15 protein-coding genes are annotated in these 18,143 nt (G+C 63.0%); 6 read left to right on the forward strand and 9 right to left on the reverse strand.

What is annotated here, in order from left to right; genetic code table 11:
* Nucleotides 1-104 precede the first annotated feature (104 nt).
* The 4 genes from xdhC to uraH all read right to left on the reverse strand — a co-directional run bounded on the left by xdhC (nt 105) and on the right by uraH (nt 5,249).
* Entirely contained in the window at nt 105-965 is an 861-nt protein-coding gene (gene xdhC / locus GHK62_RS17645; RefSeq protein WP_153440530.1) for a xanthine dehydrogenase accessory protein XdhC, read from the reverse strand.
* A 65-nt stretch (nt 966-1,030) separates the two neighbouring features.
* Nucleotides 1,031-3,376 (reverse strand): xanthine dehydrogenase molybdopterin binding subunit, encoded by a 2,346-nt coding sequence (xdhB, locus tag GHK62_RS17650; protein WP_153440457.1) that lies wholly within the window; start codon nt 3,374-3,376, stop codon nt 1,031-1,033.
* 13 nt (nt 3,377-3,389) lie between these two features.
* The gene (gene xdhA, locus GHK62_RS17655; protein ID WP_153440458.1) at nt 3,390-4,871 is read right to left on the reverse strand and encodes a xanthine dehydrogenase small subunit; all 1,482 of its coding nucleotides are present in this window, start codon (nt 4,869-4,871) and stop codon (nt 3,390-3,392) included.
* Between the two features lie 6 nt (nt 4,872-4,877).
* Nucleotides 4,878-5,249, reverse strand: a complete 372-nt coding sequence (gene uraH, locus GHK62_RS17660) for a hydroxyisourate hydrolase (RefSeq protein WP_153440459.1) — start codon at nt 5,247-5,249, stop codon at nt 4,878-4,880.
* Nucleotides 5,250-5,417: 168 nt separating this feature from the next.
* Here uraH and puuE point away from each other — a divergent pair, with 168 nt between their 5' ends.
* Nucleotides 5,418-6,833: an allantoinase PuuE gene (gene puuE / locus GHK62_RS17665; protein ID WP_153440460.1), complete on the forward strand. Its 1,416-nt coding sequence runs from the start codon at nt 5,418-5,420 to the stop codon at nt 6,831-6,833.
* 73 nt (nt 6,834-6,906) lie between these two features.
* On the forward strand, nt 6,907-7,392 hold the full coding sequence (locus GHK62_RS17670) for an ureidoglycolate lyase (RefSeq protein ID WP_153440461.1): 486 nt from the start codon (nt 6,907-6,909) through the stop codon (nt 7,390-7,392).
* Between the two features lie 35 nt (nt 7,393-7,427).
* On the opposite strand, the gene GHK62_RS17675 is transcribed toward GHK62_RS17670, so the two are convergent.
* The 5 genes from GHK62_RS17675 to GHK62_RS17695 all read right to left on the reverse strand — a co-directional run bounded on the left by GHK62_RS17675 (nt 7,428) and on the right by GHK62_RS17695 (nt 13,557).
* Nucleotides 7,428-9,056, reverse strand: a complete 1,629-nt coding sequence (locus tag GHK62_RS17675; RefSeq protein WP_153440462.1) for an ABC transporter ATP-binding protein — start codon at nt 9,054-9,056, stop codon at nt 7,428-7,430.
* A complete protein-coding gene (locus tag GHK62_RS17680) occupies nt 9,049-9,975 on the reverse strand; it encodes an ABC transporter permease (protein ID WP_234886944.1) in 927 nt (308 codons plus the stop codon). Before GHK62_RS17680 ends, GHK62_RS17675 begins: the two co-directional genes overlap by 8 nt.
* Before the next feature lie 11 nt (nt 9,976-9,986).
* Entirely contained in the window at nt 9,987-10,901 is a 915-nt protein-coding gene (locus GHK62_RS17685; protein WP_153440464.1) for an ABC transporter permease, read from the reverse strand.
* A gap of 159 nt (nt 10,902-11,060) precedes the next feature.
* Nucleotides 11,061-12,566 carry an ABC transporter substrate-binding protein gene (locus tag GHK62_RS17690; protein ID WP_153440465.1) on the reverse strand — a complete coding sequence of 502 codons (1,506 nt, stop codon included), beginning with the start codon at nt 12,564-12,566 and terminating at the stop codon, nt 11,061-11,063.
* Between the two features lie 97 nt (nt 12,567-12,663).
* Nucleotides 12,664-13,557, reverse strand: a complete 894-nt coding sequence (locus GHK62_RS17695) for a DMT family transporter (protein ID WP_153440466.1) — start codon at nt 13,555-13,557, stop codon at nt 12,664-12,666.
* Nucleotides 13,558-13,800: 243 nt separating this feature from the next.
* Between GHK62_RS17695 and GHK62_RS17700 the strand changes: the two genes are divergently transcribed.
* The 4 genes from GHK62_RS17700 to GHK62_RS17715 are packed head-to-tail and all read left to right on the forward strand — an operon-like array spanning nt 13,801 to nt 17,964.
* Complete coding sequence (locus tag GHK62_RS17700; protein ID WP_153440467.1) at nt 13,801-14,973, forward strand: sialidase family protein; 1,173 nt, start codon at nt 13,801-13,803, stop codon at nt 14,971-14,973.
* Nucleotides 14,970-15,926 carry a 4-hydroxythreonine-4-phosphate dehydrogenase PdxA gene (gene pdxA / locus GHK62_RS17705; protein WP_153440468.1) on the forward strand — a complete coding sequence of 319 codons (957 nt, stop codon included), beginning with the start codon at nt 14,970-14,972 and terminating at the stop codon, nt 15,924-15,926. Before GHK62_RS17700 ends, pdxA begins: the two co-directional genes overlap by 4 nt.
* Nucleotides 15,919-16,830 carry a dihydrodipicolinate synthase family protein gene (locus GHK62_RS17710; RefSeq protein WP_153440469.1) on the forward strand — a complete coding sequence of 304 codons (912 nt, stop codon included), beginning with the start codon at nt 15,919-15,921 and terminating at the stop codon, nt 16,828-16,830. Before pdxA ends, GHK62_RS17710 begins: the two co-directional genes overlap by 8 nt.
* A gap of 9 nt (nt 16,831-16,839) precedes the next feature.
* Nucleotides 16,840-17,964 (forward strand): iron-containing alcohol dehydrogenase, encoded by a 1,125-nt coding sequence (locus GHK62_RS17715; protein ID WP_153440470.1) that lies wholly within the window; start codon nt 16,840-16,842, stop codon nt 17,962-17,964.
* Nucleotides 17,965-18,143: the final 179 nt, after the last annotated feature.

Here is an 18,143-nt window from a genome sequence, read left to right on the forward strand (position 1 = left end):
GCATCGTGCTTTCCGAAAATCGGGTCCGATTTTCGGGCCGATGCGCTAATTGCGCCATCCGGCCTCGGCCTGGCGCGCAGAGCGAGAACCCCGTTTGACCTGCCTCACGCCCTGACCGGCTTTCGCCGTTTGCGCGACGGTGCATCGTCTTTCGGGTGATCGTGGTTCAGGGCGGCCGTGATGATTTCGGCGGCGGCAAGCGCGGCGATGACGGCCGGCCGCTTGTCCTTGACCGCCGTCCCGCCGATCGGACAGACGAGCCTGTCGAAAAGCTCCGGACGTTCTATTTCCCGCGAAAGCCAGCTCTTGAACGTGGCGCGCTTGGTCTTCGAGCCGATCATGCCGACGTAGCAGGCATCCTCGCGACCGAGCGCTTCGGCGGCGATCAGGAAATCCAGCGCATGGTCGTGGGTGAGAATGACGAAAGCGCTTCGCGCCGGGGCATCGCGCACCACCGCCTCCGGCATCGCCGTGAGGCAGGTCTCGATCCCGGGCACATGGACAGCCGAAAGCTCCTGCTCGCGCGTATCGACGAGGATGGTTCGGACCGGGACCAACGAGAGCGCCATGGCGAGTGCATCGCCGACATGGCCAGCGCCGAAGACATAGACATGCGGCCTCCGGGCGATCTCGCGATCGCTGCGCTCGATCAGTGCCGCTTGGGTTTGCCTGTCGACCGCCTTGAAGGCGAGCGCTACGCGACCGCCACAGCATTGGCCGATCTCGGGGCCAAGCGGGATCGTCAGCTCGTAATCCGCGCTCGCTCCCTGGAGGAGCTTCCGCGCGTGATCGATCGCCATATATTCCAGCTGGCCGCCGCCGATCGTGGCGAAGGTGCGATCCTTCGAGACGAGCATCCAGGCATCCGTATCGCGAGGGGTCGAGCCGGCCGCGACGGCCACCTCGACGAGAATCGAGAGCGCTTCTCGGTTCAAGAAAGCTCGGATATCCTCTCTGCTCGCCAGCATGTTCGTGGTTCCTGCTTCCGCGCATGGCTCGACGTCCGGCCGGCCATGCGCCGCATTCAATGCTACCGCGTTGTCTCCGTTGCTACGTTCCCGCGCAGCCGCTCGATCGCCATCAGCACGCGCTCGGGCGTCGCCGGGGCATCGATCCGCGGCGGGATACGATATCCCGCGACACTCGCCGCTGCCATTGATATAGCCTCTAGAACGGAAATGCCCAACATGAAGGGTGGTTCCCCGACCGCCTTGGAGCGGCGGATCGTCTCCTCCCGGTTAACCGACCATTCGGCCAAGCGCACGTTGAAGATCCGCGGCCGGTCGGAGGCGAGCGGGATCTTGTAGGTCGATGGCGCGTGGGTACGCAGCCGGCCCTTCGCATCCCACCAGAGTTCTTCGGTCGTCAGCCAGCCCATGCCTTGGACGAAGGCGCCCTCCACCTGACCGAGGTCGAGCGCCGGATTGAGCGACTTGCCGACGTCGTGGATGATGTCGGTACGATCGATCTGGTATTCGCCGGTCAGCGTGTCGACGCTGACCTCGGAGCAGGAGGCGCCGTAAGCGTAGTAGTAGAACGGCCGACCGCGGCCTTCGGAGCGGTTCCAGTGGATCTTCGGCGTCTTGTAAAAGCCGGCAGCCGAAAGCTGAACGCGCGCCGTGTAGGCCATCTTGATGAAATCATGGAAGGAAACGCGCTCGGCGCCGATCCGCACCACGTTCGGCTCGAAGGCGACGTCCGCTTCGCTGACGCCAAAGCGTTCCGCCGCAAAGCTGACGAGCCGCGCCTTGATCTGCTGGGCGGCATTAGCGGCTGCCATGCCGTTCAGATCCGAGCCGGACGAGGCGGCTGTCGCCGAGGTGTTCGGCACCTTGCCGGTGGAGGTCGCGGTCACCTTGATCCGGTCGAGGTCGACCTGGAATTCGTCGGCCACGACCTGGGCGACCTTGGTGTAGAGCCCCTGCCCCATCTCGGTTCCGCCATGGTTCAGATGGATCGAGCCGTCGGTGTAGACATGGACGAGAGCGCCGGCCTGGTTGTACTCCGTCTTGGTGAAGGAAATGCCGAACTTCACCGGCGTCAGCGCAATGCCGCGTTTGATCACATGATTCTCGTGGTTGAAGGCGAGAACGGCCTCACGCCGAGCGGCATAGTCCGCCGAGGTTTCGAGCTCCTCGATGATCCGCCCGATGATGTTGTCTTCCACCATCTGGTGATAGGGCGTCAGGTTGCGGCCCTCGCCACCATAGAAGTTAAGCTTGCGGATCTCGAGCGGATCCTTGCCGAGCGTGTAGGCGATATCCTCGATCATCCGCTCGCCGCCGACCATGCCCTGCGGTCCGCCGAAACCGCGGAAGGCGGTATTCGACACCGTATTGGTCTTCATCGGCCGCGAGCGCAGCCGGACGTTCGGATAGAAATAGCAGTTGTCGGCATGGAAAAGTGCGCGGTCCGTCACCGGACCGGAGAGGTCTGCCGAAAAGCCGCAGCGCGCGGCAAAGACGGCGTCGACCGCCTCGATCCGGCCCTCATCGTCAAACCCGATCTTGTAGTCGACATGGAAATCGTGGCGCTTGCCGGTCGCCGTCATGTCGTCGTCGCGGTCGGGGCGGATCTTGACGGCCCGGCGATATTTTCGCGCGGCAACAGCAGCGACCGCCGCAAAGAGGTTCGCCTGCGTCTCCTTGCCGCCGAAGCCGCCGCCCATGCGCCGGACATTGACCGTCACCGCGTTCGAGGGCACGCCCAGTACCTGGGCGACCATGTGCTGCGTCTCGCTCGGATGCTGGGTCGAGGCGTAGACGGTTACTTCGTCGTCCTCGCCGGGGATCGCGAAGGAAATATGGCCCTCCAGGTAGAAATGATCCTGGCCGCCGATCCGCATCTCACCCTGAACGACGTTCTTTGCCTTGGCGAAGCCGGCATCGATGTCGCCGCGCTCGAGCTTCAGCGGGTCGATCACAAGCGGATAATTCGCCGCCACAGCCTCCTTGACGTCCGTAACATGCGGCAGGTCGCGATAGTCGATCTTGACCTTTGCCGCCGCCCGTCGCGCGGCATCGCGCGATGTCGCGATCACGGCGAAGATCGGCTGGCCATGAAACTCGACCTTGCGGGTCGCAAAAACCGGATCGTCATGCTTGTGCGCGGGGCTGATGTCATTTTCGCCGGGAATATCGTCCGCCGCCAGAATGCCGACGACGCCGGCGCTGGCGTTCACATCCGCGAAGTCGATCGACAGGATTTCCGCGTGCGCCCGGGCGGAAAGGCCGAGATAGGCGTGCAATGTCCCGGCAGGCTCAAGAATGTCGTCGATATATTCGGCCGTGCCCGAGACATGCTTGTGGCCCGATTCGTGTTTTTCCTTCTCGTGAACGCCACCGCGGATGCGGTCGATGGGCTGCATCACATTCATGGCTCAAACCTCCCTAAACCGCGACGGCGACGGCGCGATCGAGCCGGACGCGTCCGGCTTCCCGCGTTTCCAGGTAAAAGCGGCGGAGCAGGTTCTTCGCCACCAGCATGCGGTATTCGGCCGAGGCGCGCCAATCGGTCAGTGGCGTGAAATCCTCTGCAAACGCGCCAACGGCGGCTTCAATCGTGGCGTCGGTCCAATCCGCCCCTTTGAGCGCCGCCTCCACCTTTGAGGCGCGCTTGGGCGTGCCGGCCATTCCGCCGAAAGCGACCGTCGCGTCGGCGATCTTGCCCTGATCATCGAACGTCACACGAAAGGCACCGCAAACAGCGGAAATGTCTTCGTCCAGGCGCTTCGTCACCTTATAGACGGCAAAGCGGGCCCCTTCATCGAGGAACGGGATGCGGACGGTTTCGACGAATTCGCCGGGTTCGCGATCCTGCTTTCCGTATTCGACGAAGAAAGCCTCGAGCGGCAGGGTCCGACGCCGTGCGCCCTTGCGCAGCGTCACCGACGCGCCGAGCGCGATCAGCGCCGGCGGCGTGTCGCCGATCGGCGAACCATTGGCGATGTTGCCGCCGACGGTGCCCATGTTGCGCACCTGCTGGCCGCCGATCCGATCCCAGAGTTCCCGCATCTGCGGGAAGTGCTCGACGATCATCGGATATGCTTCGGTATAGCTGACACCGGCCCCGAGCGTGATGGCGTCGCCATCGACGGAAATCCGGCGCAGCTCTTCGAGATGCGAGATGTGTATCACCGGCGCGATGTCGCGCATGAACTTCGTCACCCAGAGACCGACATCGGTCGAGCCGGCAACGATCGTCGCCTTGGGATCGGATTCGAGGACGGCGGCAAAGTCATCGACAGAGGCCGGCAGCACGAAGCGCTCAGCCTCCTTGCCGATCACGACCCGGCAGCCATCCCGAAGCGCGGCAAGCTGCCTGGCGATATTTTCACGCTCCGCGACGAGCGGGTCTTTTCCGACCTCGCCAATCGATGAAACCGCTTCCGCGGCTCGAATGATCGCCGCATAGCCGGTGCAGCGACAGAGATTGCCCTGGAGTGCCTTTTCGATCTCCTCAACGCTCGGCTTCGGATTTTCCATCCAGAGGCCGTAGAGCGACATGACGAAGCCCGGTGTGCAGAAGCCGCACTGCGAGGCATGCGTATCGACCATCGCCTGCTGCACCGGATGAAGCGGGCCGTTCGGCTGAGCGAGCGCATCGACGGTGACGACATGACAGCCGTCGAGCGAGCCGACAAAACGGATGCAGGCGTTGATGGAGTCGTATTTCAACTGACCGCCAAGAAGCCGGCCGACGAGTACGGTGCAGGCGCCGCAGTCGCCCTCGGCGCAGCCCTCCTTGGTTCCGCGCAGATTGCGGTCGATGCGCAGGAAATCGAGCAGGGTCTGAACCGGAGAAACATCGGCAAGCTCGACCAGCCGGTCGTTCAGCAGGAAACGGATCGTGTTGCGGATTTCAGTGGTCATGGCCGGTCAGCTCCCGCGGTAGGTCGAGTAGCCATAGGGCGAAAGCAGAAGCGGCACGTGATAGTGCGCCTTCTCATCGGCGATCCCGAAGCGGATCGGAATGATGTCCAGAAACGGATTTGCGCCGCGCTCTGCGGCCGGGCCGATATATTCGCCAGCGTGGAAACGCAGCTCGTAGGTCCCGCTTTCCATGCGCTCGCCGGCAAGCAGCGGCTGATCGCAGCGGCCGTCGTCGTTGGTCCTCGTGGAGACGAGATGCTCCGCCCGCTCGCCATCGAACCGGTAGAGTTCGATGCGCAGGTTGCTGGCCGGCTTGCCGCTTGCCGTGTCCAGCACGTGGGTGGTCAGGCGGCCGGCGTTTCCACCTTGAGATTGCATGCGTTCGCTCCTCCCGAAGTCAGCTTTCCATTGCACAGTATCCGGAGAGGAGATGCGCTTGTGTAGCGGCCTCAGCCTTCGAGACTTTCAAATTTTTTGGGGGGAATGAGGCGGCGGCTTTCTCGCTACGAATTGTGCTGAGAGACAATGTCTGGAGGAACTGCTTTCATGAGATATCCCCGCGATCTTCACGGCCACGGCCCAAATCCCCGCGCGGTCTGGCCGGACGGAGCGCGGATCGCCGTCCAGTTCGTGATCAACTATGAGGAGGGCGGCGAAAACTGCGTGCTGCATGGCGATGCGGCATCGGAAGCCTTTCTGTCGGAGATCGTCGGCGCGCAAGCCTGGGCGGGTCAGCGCCACTGGAACATGGAGTCGATCTACGAATATGGCGCCCGTGCCGGCTTCTGGCGCCTGCACCGCCTGTTCATGGATCGCGATGTGCCCGCCACCGTCTATGGCGTGGCAACGGCGCTCAAGCGATCGCCCGCCCAGGTCGCCGCGATGCAGGAGGCCGGTTGGGAGATTGCCTCGCACGGGCTGAAATGGATCGAGCACAAGGATTTCAGCGTCGAAAGGGAGCGGGCCGAAATCGCCGAGGCGATCCGCCTCCACACGATCGTCACCGGCGAACGACCGCGCGGCTGGTACACCGGCCGGTGCTCGGAAAACACGCTTGATCTGGTAACCGAGGCCGGCGGCTTCGACTATGTCTCGGATTCCTACGCCGACGACCTCCCTTACTGGCATGAGCACGACGGCAGGCATCAGCTCGTCATTCCCTACACGCTCGACGCCAACGACATGCGCTTTGCGACAGCTCAGGGGTTCAATAGCGGCGACCAATTCTTCAGCTATCTGAAGGACAGCTTCGACGTTCTCTACGCAGAGGGCGCCGCCGGTTCACCGAAAATGATGAGCATCGGCCTCCACTGCCGCCTCGCGGGCCGGCCGGGCCGGATCGCCGCACTCGCCCGCTTCCTCGATTATGTCAAGGGGCATGAGAAGGTCTGGCTTGCCCGCCGCATCGACATTGCCCGCCATTGGGCAAAGGCCTACCCTTTCGAGGCCGATAACAACCGACCCTCCCGGATTTCCGAAGAAGACTTCATTGCCCGTTTCGGCGGCGTCTTCGAACATTCGAAGTGGATTGCCAAACGCGCCTTCGCCGGCGAACTTTCGCCTGCCAACGATACGGCACTCGGCCTGCACGCCGCACTCGTCCACGTCTTTCGCAGCGCCACTGACGAGGAGCGTTTGGCGGTTCTCAATGCACACCCGGACCTTGCCGGCAAGCTCGCCCTGGCAAAACGCCTCACCGAAAGCTCGACCAACGAGCAGGCCTCGGCCGGTCTCGATGCGCTGACGGATGGCGAGCGCGAGCGATTCACGACGCTCAACAGCGCCTATGTCGAAAAGTTCGGCTTTCCCTTCATCATGGCGGTCAAGGGACGGCGCAAGGACGAGATCCTCGCCGCATTCGAGAACCGGATCGGCAACGACCGCGAAGCCGAATTCGAGACCGCATGCCGGCAGGTGGAAAGGATCGCGCTCCTCCGCCTGCAGGACATGCTGCCAAACTGAGGGACATGCGCTGACGACCGGGCGGCAGATCGGCCCGCTTGTGCGTCTTTGGACGGATCGTGGAAGCTACCAGATGAAGGAAATCGCCATCCAGCCTTTGACCCGCGAGGCCTTCGCGCCTTTCGGCGACGTCATCGAGACGGAAAACGCCCACAGCTTTCCGATCAATGGCGGGAGGTGCATGCGCTATCACGACCTCGCCAGGATCGAGACCGCGGGCGAAAAGGCCCGCCCGATGATCAGCATCGTGCGCGGCGAGCCTTACGTCCTGCCCCTGACATTGACGATGGTGGAGCGCCACCCGCTTGGGAGCCAGGCCTTCATCCCCCTCGGAAACAACCCGTTCCTGGTCGTGGTTTCCGAGGAGACGGCCAATGGGCCCGACGAACCGCGTGCCTTCCTGACGGCGCCGGGCCAAGGGGTCAACATAGCCCGTAACGTCTGGCACGGCATCCTGACGCCGCTGGAGAGTGTTTCCGATTTCGCGGTGATCGACCGCGGCGGTGAAGGCGTCAACCTGGAGGAACATTTCTTCGACGAGCCGTTCCTCCTGCGGTAACGCGGCCCCGTTCTCGCGGTGTCGCCAGCGATTGCTCAGCCCACTTCGACGCCGGCCCGCACCTTTGGCATGCGGCGAGAGGCCTGGACCCGCGGATCCGGATCGAGACCGGCGTCGAGCAGGCGGCGCGTATAGTCGCGCTGCGGGTTCTCGAAGATCTGCCTGACCCTGCCGACTTCGACGCACTCGCCCGCCTGCATCACCATCACATGATCGGCGAAATCGCGCACAACCGGCAGGTCATGGGCGATGAAGATGAAGGCGATGCCGAGTTCACGCCGGAGCTTGTCGAGGAGCGCGATCACTTGCGCCTGGATGGATACGTCGAGCGCGGAGACCGCCTCGTCGCAAACGATGAGTTCGGGTCGGAGCGCCAGCGCGCGGGCGATCGCGATCCTCTGGCGCTGGCCGCCGGAGAACTGGTGCGGATAACGCTCCGCGTGGGCGGGCGAAAGGCCGACCTGCGTCAGCAGTTCCTCCACCCGTGCGCGCCACTGCGCCTTCGGCAGGATCTCGGGATGAATGACCCAGGCCTCGGAGATCAGCTGGTAGACCGTCATGCGCGGATTGAGCGACTGTGTCGGATCCTGAAACACCATCTGCATCTGGCGCCTGAGCTGGTAAAGCTCCTTGGCCGGCATTTTCAGAAGGTCCCGGCCTTTCCAATAGGCATGGCCCGAGTCCGCTTCGTCGAGCCGCAGGAGCGCCCGCGCCAGCGTCGACTTTCCCGATCCGCTTTCGCCGACAACCGCCATCGTCTCTCCCGGCTGCAGCGTGAAGGACACGCCCTTCAGCGCCTTGAAGGAACCATAGGATTTGCAGAGATTTTCCACCTTCAGCAGCGGCTCGCCGGTGGCATTCGGTTCATGCATCTCACCCCGGCCGGGAGCGGCCGAAATCAGCTTGCGCGTGTAGGGGTGCTTCGGATTGTGATAGACCTCGTCCGGCGTCCCGGTCTCCACGATCTCGCCGGCATTCATCACGACCACCCGGTCGGCGATGTCGGCCACGACGCCGAGATCATGAGTGATCAACAGCAGTCCGAGGCCGGTTTCCTTCTGCAACTCGCCGAGAAGGGCAAGCACTTCGGCCTGCACCGTGACGTCGAGTGCGGTTGTCGGCTCGTCGGCAATCACGATGTCGGGTTTGAGCGCAAGCGCCATGGCAATCATCAGGCGCTGCCGCTGACCGCCGGAGAACTGGTGCGGATATTTGCGCATCGCCGTTTCAGGCGCGGGAATGCCGACACGCTTCAGGAGATCGAGCGCCCGCGCGCGCGCCTCATCTGCCGGCACTCCATGAATGCGCATGACCTCGATGATCTGCCAGCCGACGGTGAAGACCGGATTCAGATGGCTGAGCGGGTCCTGGAAGATCATTGCGATCCGCTTGCCGTTGATCGCGCGGCGCTCGTCATCAGACATGGCAAGCAGATTCATGCCGGCGAAGATGACCTCGCCGCTGGTGATTTCTCCCGGCGGCATGTCGATCAGGTTCATGATCGCGGAGGCGGAGACGGATTTGCCCGAGCCGCTTTCGCCGAGGATCGCCAGCGTCTCGCCGCGGTCGAGATGCCAGCTTATGTTGCGCACCGCATGCACCGTTCCGCCGGCCGTGTGGAACTGAACGGACAGGTTTCGCACTTCAAGCAGATGCTCAGCCATTCTTGCGGCCTCCGATTTCAAGCCTCCAGCGCTGCGCCGGATCGAGGGCGACACGCATCCAGTTCGACAGCAGGTTGAGCGACAGCGTCGTGAGAATGATCGCCAGGCCCGGCCAGAACGCCAACCACCAGGCGTTGGTGAGGTATTGCTTGCCTTGCGCGACCATCAGGCCCCAGGTCACTTCGGGCGGCTGGATGCCGATGCCGAGGAAGGAGAGCGAGGACTCGGCGAGCATCACGAAGGCAAAGTCCAGCGTCGCTATGGTCACGAGCGTCGGGACGACCATGGGCAGGATATGGCGGAACACGATCCGCAGCGAGGAGGCCCCCATGACCTTTGCCGCCTGCACGAACATGCGCTGACGGATTTCGAGGACTTCGGCCCGCGTCGTGCGCAGGTAGACGGGGATCCGCGTGATGGCGAGAACGATCACGATGTTGCCGACCGACGGCGCCAGCATGTAGAGCACGATCACTGCGAGTAGCAGCGACGGAAAGGACATGATCACGTCCGCAAGCCGCATGATCACGTTCGACAGTCGCTCCGACGCGTAACCGGCAACGAGGCCTAGCAACGCACCGACGACGCCGGAACAGACGACCGCACCGGCGGCAATCATCAAGGTGTTTTGCGCGGCGACCACGATGCGGGCAAGCAGCGGCCTGCCGAGGGCATCGGCCCCAAGCAGGAACAGCCAGCCCCGATCCAGTGTAAACGGCGCCAGGTTGCGGGCGCGCAGGTTCTGCGAGACGGCCGCCTCGCGCAGCAACATCGGTCCGAAGAGCGCGCACAGGACCGCAAGAATGAGGAAGACCGTCGCAAAGAACGCAAACTTGTCGCGCCACAGCATGCCGAGGAGCACATGCGCCTTGCCTTGCCGTTTGGTCGAGATCTGCGTGGATGGCAAAGTACTGGACATGGTCATGGCCTTCAGGTCCTGAGGCGCGGATCGAGCAATGCGTAGGCAATGTCGATCAGCAGGTTCATGACGAAAATCGCAATCGCGGTGACCATGATCGCCGCAAGAATCACGTTGAAGTCGCGTTGCAGGATGGAATCGATCATCAGCTTGCCGACGCCGGGGAAGCCGAAGATCGTCTCCACGACAACCGCGCCGTTGAGCATCGCCGCCGCCTGGTCGCCGATGACCGTGATCACCGGCAGCATGGCATTGCGCAACGTGTGGACGAAAATGATCGAACGGTTTCCGACGCCCTTGGCGCGAGCCGTCTTCACATAGGCGGACCCGAAGGCTGTCAGCATCGATCCGCGCACGACCTGAAGGATCAGGCCGAATGGCCGGATGAAGAGCACGGCGACCGGCAGAATCCAGTGCCACACCGTGCCGGTGCCCGATGTCGGAACCCAGCCGAGCGTGATGGAAAAGACGACGATGCCGACGATCGCGATCCAGAAATCGGGCGCCGAAGCGCCGATCAGCGAAACCAGAGAGACGAAGCGATCGAACAGGCCGCCCGGCCGGAAGGCTGCGACCGAGCCGATCGTGATGGCGAGCGCGGTCACCAGCGCGATGGTGATCAGCGCCAGTTGCAGCGTCCAGGTGAAGGACTCGAGGACCACCTCGATCGCAGGACGCGCCTTGCGGATCGAGTCGCCGAAGTCGAGGTGCAGGACGTCCCAGACATAACGTCCGAACTGCTGGATCAGAGGATCATTCAGCCCATGGAGTTCGCGGAATTGATCGAGCATTTCCTGCGTCGCATCGATCGGCAGGAACAAGGCTGCCGGATCGCCCGTCAGCCGCGACAGGAAGAACACCATCACCACCAGCGCGACGAGCGAGAAGAAACTCGACACGACGCGCCTCATCATCTTTTTTCCCATCGGTCCTACTCCCGATTGTCTCTGCATGTTCCTCCATCGGAGCCGAGTTGAGAAACATGCAGTAGATCAAAGTGCTACAGCGACCTTTTGTGCGCCTGAAGACGCACGGCGCTGTAGGAAGGGCGGAGTCGCCGCCGCCCTCCCTCTTTCAGGATCCGCTTACTTGAAGCGGATTTCCGACAATTGCAGTTGCGAATTGGTTGCGATTGTCGGGGTGAAGTCGATGCGCGGATTAACCCGTGCGAAGCCCACCATATGGAACAGCAGCACATCGGCAACCACGTCGTCATGAAGGTAGGCGATGAGCTTCTTCCAATCGGCCGCGCGTTTCTCGCCCGTTGCCGCGGTCGCTTCGGCGATCATCTTGTCGACCTCCGGATTGGCGATGCCCGATTGGCGGCCGTTGCTGTCGTACTTGAAGTACATCGAGAAGACCGGATCGCCACGCGCATTGTCGTGCTGGGCGGCGACAAGCAGTGGCCCCCGGCCTTCCGGATAGGGCTTGGAATACTGCTTCTCGAACTCCGCGACTTCGTACATCTGCAGCTTCGTCTTGAAGCCTACCTCTTCGAACATCTGCTGGGCGGCTTCGAGCACTTCCACCACGTTCGGGAAGTTGTTGGTGCGCCCGACGATCGTGATGGGTGTTTCGACAGGAACGCCATCGGCCTTCGCCTCGGCAAGCAGCTTCTTGGCGCCTTCGGGATCGTAGGGCGCTACCTTCACATCGGGGTTCCAGCCGAGTGTCGTCGGAGGCACGATTGCCGTCGCCTTGATCGCGCCCTTCGGCAACAAGGTGCCGATGAAGGCATCACGATCGAGCGCCATGTTGAGTGCCTCGCGCACGCGCTTGTCGTTGAGCGGCGGGATCGAGTGGTCGAGCCGCATATAGAAGGTTTCGGAGTTGGGGTAGCTGAAGTCCATCTCCGCGTCATTTGCGTCGAGTTCCGAGATCAGCGGCGCAATGTCAGCCTCGCCGGCTGCGACCATGGCCGCCCGCACGGAAGGATCGGCACGGAACACGTAGGTCGCCTTCGTCACCTCCGGCGCGGTTCCCCAGTAGTCGTCACGGCGTGTAAGCGTGATGCTCTGGCCCGCCTTCCACTCGGTGAGCTTGTAAGGCCCCGTGCCGATCGGCTCACGCGTGAATTCGATCGGCGTTTCAGCAGGCACGATCGTCACCAGTGTCATCAGCAGCGGCAGGATTGGCTGTGCCGGCGTCGCGGTGATGTCGATCGTATTGTCGTCGACGACCTTGGTTTCCAGCTTGGTATCGCCGAAATAGCGCGGGCTTTCGCATGAGATCTTGTCGCTCATCGCCCGTTCGATCGAGTGCTTGACGTCACCGGCGTCAAAGGCGGATCCGTCGGAGAACTTCGCATCCTTGCGCAGATGGAAGCGCCAGGTTCCGGGGCTCGCCTCCTCCCAGCTCTCGGCCAGGCGCGGCATCAGCCCCTTGTTGTTGCGAACGTCGAGTTCCGTCAGTGTCTCGGAAACGTTCTGCAGGATGATGCGCCCGATGTTCGAACGCGTCGCCATGCAAGGCTCGACAAGGTCGACTTCTTCATCGAGAACGACCGTGATGTCCTTTGCCTCCTGGGCCCAGGCCGACGCCGCCGCCGACGCGGTCATCATCAAGCCCAACAGCAGTCTCTTACCCTTCATCTACTCCTCCCTGATGAGCCAGCGCTTTCAATGTTCCGTGTCCGGCCGCGCTGCGAAGCCGTCGCTATCGGTAGCCGCCAACCTGCGGCAGGTTGTCTCAATCTTCCGCCACCCGCCGCTTCAGGCGCCCGCCTCCGACGACGATCATCGTCGCGGCGAAGATGATCGCGGCACCGAGCCAGGTGGACAGTCCTGCGACCTCGCCGAACAGGATCCACGCCATGACGGCAACAAAGGGGAGACGGAGAAAGTCCATGGGTGCGATCTGCGATGCATCCGCTATGCTGAACGCCTTGGTCATCAGCGCCATGTTGGCAGCGCCCATCGCGCCTTGCAGTGCGAGCAAGGCGAACTCACGCAGGTCGGGCGTCGTCCAATAGAATGCCGCGGGAACGGCTGCCAGCGGGACGGTGGCGATCAGGTTCCAGACCACCAGCGTCTCGGTGGAATCCAGATCGGACATGCGCTTCAGCATGAGCTGGACGAGCGCCTGAAGTGCGGCGCCGGCGAGCGCCAGAAGCAGAGCGACTTCCATGCCGCCATGTCCAGCAGGGTCGATGATGATCAAGGCGCCGGCAAAGCCTGCCACGAGCGCGAAGATGAGGCCGGGGGTGAGCTTTTCGCCGAGCCACAGCCAGGCGCCCAGCATCAGGAAGATCGGCGTCGTGAACATGATCGCCATCGCATCGGCGAGCGGCGCGGCAGCGAAGGCCATAAAAAAACATACGAGCGCGGCAAGCTTCAGCGCCGCGCGAGTGGCATGCTGGAGCCGATAGCCGGACTTCAGGACTCGAGGGCGCGCCACGATCAATGGAACGATGGTCACCAGGCCGAAAAGGCTGCGAAAGAAGCCGATGACGAACGCATGCACCTCACCCGCAAGGAGACGCACGACGGCGGCATCCGCCGCGGCAAGCGCGGCGGCCGTCGCCACGCAACACAGCGCCATGGCCGTCGGACGCTCACCTTGATGATTGACGATTGCGGCCATGCCTCTCCCGCGATGCTCCTCTCGTTCATTGAACGGCAGACTGGAGGAAGGTCATTAATTTGTCAACTGATGCTGAGGCGATTTCCTGCAAACGATTTTTGCATCACGACATCTTGTTGTTCTTGCTTCCATTTTTTGACGTGCTGCGCACGCTTAGGCTCCTGGATTGATCATATTCAACTTGACAACATCTGATTTGTTTGAATTCTTTTTGCACATCGACGGGAAAAAGGAGGAGAGGAATTGACGCCGGAAGAGATCGGAAGACGCATGGACGGGCACGTCGTTCGCATTGAAGCGGACCGCGAAGAGGCCTTTCTGCCGTCCCCCAGGATTCACAATCACGCGTCGTTCCTGGCGTTCCTGCCGGATGGCTCGCTCGCCTGCGCCTGGTTTGCCGGGACGCTCGAGGGCAAATCGGACATTTCCATTCACCTCTCGACGCTTGCGCCAGGGAGCAGCACCTGGTCCAACACAGTCCAGGTCAGCGATGATCCGGAGCGCTCCGAACAAAACCCGATGATCTTTGTCCGCCCCGACGGGGGCGTCAGCCTGTTTCACACGGCACAGCCCTCGGGAAACCAGGACGAAAGCCGCGTGCGCGAAAGGTCCTTGACCCTTGAGAACGGAACCCTCGTTTCCGGACAGGCGCGCGACCTTGGGCTGGCGGCCGGGACGTTCATCCGCGCGACGATCGTCCGGCGTGACGATGGCGCCTGGATGCTGCCTTTGTTTCTGTGCAACCCACGCCCCGGCGCACGCTGGACCGGTACGCACGACACCGCAGCCGTGGCAGTGAGCAACGATGAGGGCGCGAGCTGGTCGGTCACCGAAGTCCCGCAATCCTATGGCTGCGTCCACATGACGATCGTGCCGCTCGACGGCAATGAGATGGTCGCGTTTTTCCGGCGTCGCCAGGCGGACTTCGTCTACCGTTCGACGAGCCGGGACGGCGGGCGGAGCTGGACGGCGCCGGAGGCGACGGACGTGCCCAACAACAATTCCTCGATCGCGGCCATCCGCCTTGCCGACGGGCGGGTAGCGCTGCTGTGCAATCCCGTCTCGTCGACAACATCGAGCGACCGGCGCGAGTCGCTCTACGACGAACTTGGTGAGGAGGATCATCGTCCGAACGCCGAGGGTGGTATAACACCGATCTGGGGCGTGCCCCGGGCGCCGCTGACGCTTTGCGTTTCGACGGACGGCGGCAGGACGTTCCCGCTTCGCCGCGTGGTCGAAGACGGCCCGGGCACTTGCCTTTCAAACAATTCGCTCGATGGCCGGAATCACGAGCTTTCCTATCCGGCGTTTCTCGAGGACGCAGAAGGCAACCTTCACATCGCCTTCACCTTCCATCGACGCGCGATCAAATACGTCCGCCTCGCCAAGGGCTGGATCGACGGAGACCCGAAATGAGCAATATCGTTGGCATAACCATGGGCGACCCGGCGGGCGTCGGACCGGAGATCATCGTCAAGGCTCTGGCCGAGATGAACGACGCCGACCGGGCTGCAACGCGCGTTTTCGGAAGCCTGGCGCAGCTCGAGGCGGCCAAGGCGATCCTCGGTATCGAACTCGACCTTCGTGGCACCGTCGAGGATGTTCCGGTCGAAGGGGCGCCGCTCCCCTGGGGCAAGCTCAGCGCGGTCTCCGGCGACGCCTCCTTTCGTTTCATCGACCTCGCCGTCAAGTCGGCAATGGCCGGAAAGATCGGCTGCATCGTCACCGCTCCCATCAACAAGGAGGCGCTGAACTCGGCCGGCCACCACTATGACGGCCACACCGGCATGCTGACTGCGCTCACCGGCTCGAAATCCGCCTTCATGCTGCTGGCGTCAGAGCGGCTAAAGGTCATCCATGTTTCGACCCATGTCTCGCTCAAGGACGCGATCGGGCGCGCCAAGCCCGAGCGCATTCTGGCGACGATCAGGGCGGGCAACGAGCACTTGAAACGCATCGGCTACGAGAATCCGAGGATTGCGGTCGCCGGCATCAATCCCCATTGCGGCGAAAACGGCCTTTTCGGGACGGAAGACGATGAACACATCGCGCCCGCCGTGACCGAAGCGCGCGCGGAAGGCATCGATGTGCAGGGCCCGATTTCGGCGGACACGGTTTTCCACCGTGCCTACCAGGGCGGCTTCGATCTCGTCATCGCGCAATATCACGATCAGGGTCACATCCCGATCAAGCTCGTCGCCTTCGATACGGCAGTCAACGTGTCGGTGGGCCTACCGATCGATCGGACCTCGGTTGATCACGGGACTGCCTTCGATATCGCCGGTACGGGCAAAGCCAAACATGTCAACATGAACGCCGCTATCGCCTACGCGCGCAAACTGATCGCTGGGAAGAACGCAAATGTCTGATTTCGAGATTGGCGGCGTATTTTGCGCCGCAACCACAGCCGTAACGACCGATGGCAGGCCGGATTTCCGCCTGTTCATAGACCATTGCCGAAAGCTGCTTGACGAAGGCTGCCACGGCATCGCCCTTCTGGGCACCACCGGAGAGGCCAATTCCTTCGGATTGAAGGACCGCATGGAAATTCTCGACCGTGCGATAGCGGGCGGCATTCGCCCGCAACAGCTTCTGCCGGGAACCGCCCAATCGGCCGTCGCCGACACGATCGAACTCACCCGCCACGCCGTCCGGGTTGGCGTGCGCGGCGTCGTGATGCTGCCGCCCTTCTATTACAAAGGTGTCAGCGCCGAGGGCATCTATCGCGCCTATGCGCGTATCATCGACGCTGTCGGCGACGATCGGCTGAGGATCGTGCTCTATCACATTCCGCAGGTTTCCGGCGTGGCGATCCCGCATGAAGTCATCGGCCGTCTTCGCGAGAATTTCCCGGGCATTGTCGTCGGCATCAAGGACAGTTCGGGCGATCTCGAAAACATGAAGGCCATGGTCAGGGCCTTCCCGGACTTCGGTGTTCTGGCTGGCGCCGACCCGCTGCTGCTGCCATTGCTACAAGCCGGCGGCGCCGGTTGCATCACGGCAAGCTCGAACCTGGTGGCTGGCGATCTCCGCCTCGTCTTCGACAACTGGAACGTCGCCGGCAGGGAGTCTGGGGTGAAGGCCGCGCAAGAGAAGATCGTCGCCTGGCGCGAACTCACCAATGCCTATGTCCAGCTCCCGACCGTCAAGGCAATGGTTGCGCGCCGGCGCGGTGACAATGGCTGGCTGCGCGTCAATCCCCCGCTCGTGGAATTGACCGACGCGGAACGCGAGGCGGTGTGGGCGCGCATGGCTGAGCTGGAAGAGGCGTGAGGGGCAATCATGGACGGTATGGCGAGACCGATTACGCTTCATCAACCGAAGCGCCTCGAGATCGGCGCGGGCGCCTCGGCTAGGCTCGGTGCCCTGGCCGAGCGCGCCCAGCGCGTGCTGATCATCGCGTCGGAACACACGATCGGCTTTGCGGAAAGGCTCGGTCTCGGCAACAAGGCGTCGATCTTTTCCGACGTTCCCGCCGAACCGGACGACAGGGCGCTTACCGGTGCCCTGGAGGCGGCCCGTGCCTTGCGGCCCGACCTTGTCGTCGGGCTCGGCGGCGGCTCGGTGCTGGACGTCGCCAAGCTCGTCGCCGCCCTGTGGGATGGCTCCCAATCGCTTGACGACGTTGTCGGACCGGACAAGGTCGAAGGCCGCCGGACGCGGCTGGCGCAGGTACCGACCACGGCCGGCACAGGATCCGAAGCCGGCATCCGCGCGCTGATCACCGACAGCGTTACGCATTCCAAGAAGGCGGTGGAAAGCCCGCACCTGCTTGCGGATATCGCCATCCTCGATCCGGAATTGACCTGGTCCGTGCCGCCGGCGGTGACGGCTGCTACCGGCATCGACGCCATGGCGCACTGCGTGGAGGCCTTCACCAATATCCGCGCCCATGACCTCATCGACGGCTATGCCCGCATGGGCATTCGCCTCGTCGGCAAATATCTCGCGCGGGCCGTGGAGAATGGCCGCGACACGGAAGCGCGCGCCGGCATGATGCTCGCCTCCTACTACGGCGGTATTTGCCTCGGCCCGGTTAACACGGCAGCCGGCCACGCACTCGCCTATCCGCTCGGCACACGTCTTGGACTGCCGCACGGACTGGCGAACGCCATCATCTTCCCGCATGTGCTTGCCTATAACGCGCCGGTGCGCAAGGAGAAGACGGCGGAAATCCTGAAGGCGCTCGGTCTTCCGGCCTTCGAGGACGAAACCCAGGTTCTGAACGCTGCCTATCGCTTCTGCGAAGGTCTCGGCGTCGAAATGCGGCTGTCAGCGCACGGGGCCGATCCTGCCGCTTTGGAGAGTTGGGCAGGCGAAGCCCACGCCATTCGCAGATTGATGGACAACAATCCGCGCGACATGTCGGCGAGCGATGTGCTCGGCATCTATCGGGCCACGCTCTGAAGGGCCGCCGGCTTGCACTCCGGCAAGATGAATTGGCGCCATAGATGGCGTGATGGCGCACTTATTCTCAACGGCCTGCCGGCGACAGACGCCGGCGGGCATGTATGCCGTGCCTGACCTATCTGTGCGACATCTGCCCTCGCGGTTCGTTGTGAAGCGACTTCCGCGGGAGGCGGGAC

The organism is Sinorhizobium terangae (assembly GCF_009601505.1).
Taxonomy (GTDB): domain Bacteria; phylum Pseudomonadota; class Alphaproteobacteria; order Rhizobiales; family Rhizobiaceae; genus Sinorhizobium; species Sinorhizobium terangae.